This is a genomic window from Clostridium sp. D5, assembly GCF_000190355.1.
GTDB lineage: Bacteria > Bacillota > Clostridia > Lachnospirales > Lachnospiraceae > Faecalicatena > Faecalicatena fissicatena_A.
In genome coordinates this window covers 389390-395708 of record NZ_GL870812.1, presented here as the reverse complement: position 1 = coordinate 395708, position 6319 = coordinate 389390, and the positions used below count along the sequence as shown (strand labels likewise).

Here is a 6319-nt window from a genome sequence, read left to right as displayed (position 1 = left end):
CCTGCTGGCTGGTATAACCCAGCTGGTAACTGTTATGGTTGCAGACAGGCTTCATAAACATCAATATATCCGTAGCTTAAAGCCACTTATAGCGTAGCATTTAGAGTCCCCACAAAAAGCGGAGTCTCAAGTTCCTGCTATAAGTGCGCCCTGTTTTCGCGTCTTGTTAGTATTCAGAGAATACTTTCCACATCGCCAACCCATTTGATTTAATTTGGGTATCCATATCCATCCAAAGTTTATCTGCTACATGATTTTTTTCACCTCGTTTCGCAATTACCTAACTGCTGACATAAAATAGAGTTTCGCCTGCGACGGCTGCAGTGCCCATCCCGCCGGAGGGTTTTTCTGATATAGGGAATTCCAGAGGAATTTCCTATATCAGAAAAAAGAGTTCATGAAAAAGATACACCCGCGGTGGTGCACCCCTTCATGAACTCCCGTTCACTCTCATCGGTATTGCTTATTTAATTCCTGTAAACATCAGAACAGTGCTTTGCCTGCGAAACCTGCGGCGGAAGTACCAGTACGTCCGACTCTTACACCACGGGCGAATCCCGCCTGGAAGGCTTTTTAATCTCATAGGAGGAAGCTTCATATAAAACAAAAAACGGGAGATGCCATCGGCACTTCCCGTAAATATCTTACATCGGTTCCTACGTTGGCATTATCCAAATCAGGTATATGGGTCGAAGTTCTCAACTTCCTCTCAGCCTATCTATAAGCTCCCCTGTTCAGTTTACGTGTATAAATATACAATGTTTCTTTTTATTTGTCAATACCGTAAATATGACCGATTCTGTACTTTTATCCCCTGTCTGCTATAATCTTATTATAACGCACAGTATAAAGGAGTATTCCTAATGTATAAATTAAAAAAAGGCACCTGCGCCGTAATTCTGTGTATACTTTGTTTCGCCACATGCCTTCCCGTATCTGCTGCCGGTACCACCCGCAAAATAAAAGCAGGATATTTTGCCTTTTCCGGCTATCATATGATGGACAAATGCGGAGACCGGAGCGGGTATGGATATGAATATCTGCAGTACATGGCCAGTTATAACAACTGGAACTATGAATATATAGGATATGACAAGAGCTGGTCCGATATGCTGGAGATGCTTGGAAACGGAGAGATCGACCTGCTCACTTCTGCCCAGAAAACGCCGGAAAGGGAGGCTCAGTTTGCCTTTTCTGATAAACCGATCGGACACAGTGCAGCTATATTTACAGTACGCGCCGGGGATACCCGCTATGCAGCGGGAGACTACGAAAACTACAGCGGTATACGGGTCGGCATGATTGAAGGCAGTACCCGAAACGACAGATTTCAGGAATTTGCAGAGGAACACGAATTCACCTATACTCCGGTCTACTTTGAGAATAACGGGGATCTTGCAAGGGCTTTGCAGGAGAATCGCGGTATCGATGCCATCGTCACAAGCAATCTTCGTAAAATAGAACATGAGTGGGTTCTTGATGAGTTTGCCTCATCCCCCTTTTATGTAATTGTCCGTAAAGATGACACAGAGCTGCTGCAGGAAGTGAATAATGCGATCAGCCAGGTGCAGCGGTATCACCCTACCCTGGAAGATAATCTCCTCCAGAAGTACTATACGCCTTCCAGCGGAGATGAAATCGCATATACGGCGTCCGAGCGGCAGTATATCAGCGAATTTTCCGAGAAAGGAATTCCGCTCCGGGTTCTCCTGAATCCTGACAGAGCACCTCTTTCCTGGTTCGAAGACGGTCAGGCGCAGGGCGTTTTTGCCAAACTGGGGGCAAAAGTGCTGGACCGAGCCGGGCTCCCATATGAAATCATAGAAACAAAAAACAGGCAGGAATATCGCCAAATAAGGGACAGCAGCGATTATGATATCGCGCTGGATACAAGTGTAGACTTTAATGAGGCCGAGAAACTGGGTTACAAACTGACTCAGCCTTATATCAGCGTATCCCTCTTTCAGCTTACCCGAAAGGATTTCTCACGATTACCCACAAGTATTGCCGCGCTGAAAGGAGCGGATATTACTCACGGATTTATCGAAAAAAGCTTTGCCCCGGAAAGCATTACTTATTACGACACCGTAAATGATTGTGTGCAGGCCGTCCTGGACAAAAAGCAGGATGCTGCTTATTTTTATACTTATTCGGCTCAGTCTATTATATATAATGATACAACAGGACATTTGATGACTTCCGAGATCCCTGGTTATGCAACCAGTTTTGCTATCTCAGTAAAAAACACTCATGATATACGGCTGCTGTCTATTCTGAACAAATCACTTGCTAGTTTTAACGAAAATGATCTCAACCAGATGGTTACGGCAGGTACGGTATATCCGCAGAAGGACCAGACGCTGTCAGCATTTTTATATACACACCCGCTGATTCTTGTGATACTGCTCGCCTTCGTCTTCTTTATGATACTTTTGATGATCATGCTGCTATATAAAAGCAGGGGGAGGAAGACAGAGAAAGCACGCCTGAATGATTACGAACGATTCATATCGTATGTATGCCGGATGAACGAACTTGTCCTGGAAATTGATCTGAATACGATGAACAGCTGGTACTATAACACCATTAATGGAAATGTTGTTAAATCAAAGCTGTCCTCTGACCAGCTGAAAGAGCTGTCCGGTTCTCTCTGGTTTGAAGATGCTGAGCAGTTGAGTCCCCGTCTTCAGAGAGACTATCTGAATACCCTGGTTGATCAGACCTCCGAATACTATTTTGAATGCCGCATTACACGGGATACACCGGAGCCTCACTGGTATGCATTTACAATTCAGGGGCTGGCTCGTGACTCAATGCATCCAAACAGTATCATGATACTGGGACACGATATTGACATGGCCAAAAAAGAGGAGGATCAAAGGAGGAAGACCCTGCAGGATGCCCTTGCAGCCGCACAGCAGGCCAGCGAAACAAAGAGCAGCTTTTTATCCCGTATGTCTCACGAGATGCGTACGCCTCTGAATGCAATTATCGGCTATCTGGAGCTGGGCAAAAAAAATGCAGATGACACGGAAAAACTCTGGGACTATATGGCCAAAAGTGATATTGCGGCCCACCAGCTGCTCTCCATCATCAACGATGTCCTGGACATGGCGTCCATTGAGAGCGGGAAATTGCATCTGGAGAAAGTACAGTTTGAATTAACAGAAGAAATCAATGAAATCCGGGAAATGTTTGAAAGCCAGGCATGGCATAAGAAACTGGATTTTCAGGTTCTCATGGACAGCAGTGAGAAAATATACATCATGGGAGATCCGCTGCGGCTTAACCAGATTCTGATCAATCTCCTCTCCAATGCAGTAAAGTTTACCCCTGCTGGTGGAAAGGTGACTCTAAGTGTCAAAAAAACCGCACTGCAGGAAGGGCACGTTTACTACTGTTTTGAAGTAACCGACACGGGAATCGGAATGTCTGAAGAATACCTTGACAGCCTGTTCGATCCCTTTGTACAGCAGGATGCTTCCATCGCCAGAAAGTATGGTGGAAGCGGACTGGGAATGTCTATCACAAAGAACCTGGTGACCATGAAGCAGGGAACTATTTCTGTAAAAAGCACACCCGGCGAGGGGACCGTCTTTACCGTTAACCTGCCATTTCAACTAATACAGCAAGTCGAGGACATTCCCGAAAAAGAATCCTGGAATACCGCATGCGATTTCGCCGGCATGCACGTCCTTCTGGCCGAGGACAATCTGATGAACCGTGAGATTGCAACCGAAATTCTCTCTGCCGCAGGATTCAGCGTCACCAGTGCTGAGGACGGAGAAATCGCAGTTCAGAAATTTCTCTCTGAGCCGCCCGATACTTTCCAGATAATCCTCATGGATATACAGATGCCCGTAATGAACGGCTATGATGCTGCACAGGAGATACGTTCTTCAAAACATCCACAGGCAAAAACAATTCCGATCTATGCCTTGACGGCTAACGCCTTTGCGGAAGACGTAAATAAAGCACTCGCTGCAGGTATGAACGGACATATTGCAAAACCACTGGACGTGGAAAAAATGCTGGAAGTACTCTCTGATTGTCTGCGAGGGTAAGGGGGAGTGATTCTGGTTGGTAGGGGGACGCCTCCCTCTCCCCTGTCACGCTTCCCCGCAGCTGGTTCATCTGCCGTTAGGAAGAAACACTCCCTTTGGGGGCTCTTGTAACGGGAGCTGGGGATTGGGCTGGGGTTGTGGGACATGTTGAGTGGATTTATATATGGCAGGTGAAGAGATTGGCGGCATTATATTTTGTGTCACTTATTTTTATGTGTTTAACTATGATTTATTACTGCTGTATCGCGATGCTTAAAAATATTACACGTATTAATTCAGATAGGGTGCTCCGTCTGCTGCCATTTGTTTTAGGCGGGTGTATTCTTTTTGGAGCATTTGTTTTCCTGCTTCGGAGATGATGTAGGATTTTCTTCGGCCTTCTTCTGCGGTGAGACGGATTATTTCGTTTTCTTCGAATCGGGAGAGCATGGCGTATAAAGTGCCGGGGCCTACTTTTACCCGGCCGCCTGACAGTTCGAGTACGCGTTCCATGATATCTACTCCACAGCATTCTTCCAAGAGTGCGAGGAGGATATAATACATTGGCTCTGTCAGTGTTTGAAATTGTTCTCTTGCCATTTGTTCCTCCTTCCTGGCTCTGAAAGACTACGGCAGGGCCAGTTTTTTACATACTGTTTCAATCTGGGCGGTATCCAGGGGGGCCTCTGTAACCCACATTATCAGGATTTTCTCAGGATAGCGTACTGTGTATGTGGTCACAGTGGCTGAGCTCATGACTGCGTTTACTGCATCCCATTGCGCAGTCACGTCCTCGGCTCCCGCCAATGTTTTCATCTGTCTTCCCCATATTTTATTCAGAACCCAGTCATATTGGCTTGTATACACGGTGTAATGAATGGCATCCGTATCTTCGGTCCCCGTCTCATATACAACCATGCTGGTATCAGCTGATCCCATAACGGACTGTCCGTGTTCCTTGCGGATATCAAATATACCCCCGGCCATATCTTTATAATCAGTTTGTACAAGAGGTACATCCGACTGACTGTATTCTACAGGCTCTTCATTTTGATCTGCAGCTATCAGTGACACACACAGGATAACCAACGCCATCGGAACCAGAAACACGCTTCCCACCTGAATCAACCAGTTTTCCTCCCGCGAAGGCTTCAATACCGACAGAAGAACGCCGGCTCCCCCTATGATCAGCAACGCTGCTCCCAGAAACAAAACCACAGCAACTGTTCCAGTCCTTATCGCTTCATATACAGCCGCCAGTAAAATCAACAGCAGTACCAAATATTGTCCGGCCTCAAAAATACTCCGCCCATATTTATTCTTCTTCCCATTCTTCATGTACCCATAGAACGGATCTCCACCATCAGCAAGTATTTTCCTTTTTTGTCTTATCCAGAACAGTAATACCGCTCCCTCCACGACAGTACCAATAAAAACAAGCAAGTAAAGGACCAGCGCAAACAGCATAAGATCATCAAAAATCCATCTTTCAAAATTTCTGGTCAGCAGCTGCCCCCAGAAGAGCACCGTCAAAAACAGCTGTGAAAAAAGGCGTGACAGATATTCTCGCACTTCCGCACTTTTCACATTCTGAAACCGCTCCGCCGATGTAACAATTGAAACAGCATCCTTTTTAATCTGCCGAAAAGCACAGAACTTCTTCCTACAGTCAATCAGCTCCCATCCAGCTTCCCTGCAGTACTCCGCATATTCCTCCGCTTCTTTGGATGGCCGAAGATCCATCTCACTCCCCTTCGGAAAAACCTCCACATCATAACAAACCTCAGCCGGAGTCCCCCGTTCAAAAACCATCCCCCAGCCCCATCCTGTGAAATGCCACCCCTTCCGCGCCATATCCTCCAGACAGCAGGCCATAGAATCACAGCTCCGATACCGAAACTTTTTAAAAAGCCGTTTCCTCATAAAAGCACTTCCTTTCCCAAAAACACACTCTCATCCACTCAAATCTCATTCCACCATAACCCAGTAATATCGAGTCTCGATATTCTTACCTTTATTATATTATCGAGTCTCGATATTGTCAAGAAAATCCGCCTCCCCCGCCAGTGCCTCCCCTGAAGGCAAGTTTTTCTCCCGCCTTGATGCACCAAGCCGCGTGAACCGGACATAGTGGTGTCTGGAAGCGTAGTTAGGGCTGTTAGCCGGAGTTGAGTAAAAAAGAAGGAAAACCAGGGCAAAAAGTGTGATCACAAATCACACTTTTTCCTGGCCCCAGCGTGTGAAGCCATCAAGGCTTCACGCGATGTGGCCAGGTT

At 46.3% G+C, this 6319-nt stretch carries 3 protein-coding genes and 1 riboswitch; of the genes, 1 reads left to right on the top strand and 2 read right to left on the bottom strand.

What is annotated here, in order from left to right; translation table 11 throughout:
* Positions 1-636: 636 nt before the first annotated feature.
* Positions 637-740, bottom strand: a riboswitch (TPP riboswitch).
* A gap of 123 nt (positions 741-863) precedes the next feature.
* Positions 864-4064, top strand: coding sequence for a transporter substrate-binding domain-containing protein (locus HMPREF0240_RS23455; protein WP_050794537.1), 3201 nt, complete (start codon positions 864-866; stop codon positions 4062-4064).
* Positions 4065-4334: 270 nt separating this feature from the next.
* On the opposite strand, the gene HMPREF0240_RS11870 is transcribed toward HMPREF0240_RS23455, so the two are convergent.
* Positions 4335-4643, bottom strand: coding sequence for a PadR family transcriptional regulator (locus HMPREF0240_RS11870; protein ID WP_009003653.1), 309 nt, complete (start codon positions 4641-4643; stop codon positions 4335-4337).
* A gap of 27 nt (positions 4644-4670) precedes the next feature.
* Positions 4671-5966: a DUF2812 domain-containing protein gene (locus HMPREF0240_RS11865; protein WP_009003652.1), complete on the bottom strand. Its 1296-nt coding sequence runs from the start codon at positions 5964-5966 to the stop codon at positions 4671-4673.
* Positions 5967-6319: the final 353 nt, after the last annotated feature.

Excerpts from the sequence above, each read along its gene's own strand:
- HMPREF0240_RS23455 (WP_050794537.1), top strand. The coding sequence starts at position 864 with ATGTATAAATTAAAAAAAGGCACCTGCGCCGTAATTCTGTGTATACTT.
- HMPREF0240_RS11870 (WP_009003653.1), bottom strand. The coding sequence starts at position 4,643 with ATGGCAAGAGAACAATTTCAAACACTGACAGAGCCAATGTATTATATC.
- HMPREF0240_RS11865 (WP_009003652.1), bottom strand. The coding sequence starts at position 5,966 with ATGAGGAAACGGCTTTTTAAAAAGTTTCGGTATCGGAGCTGTGATTCT.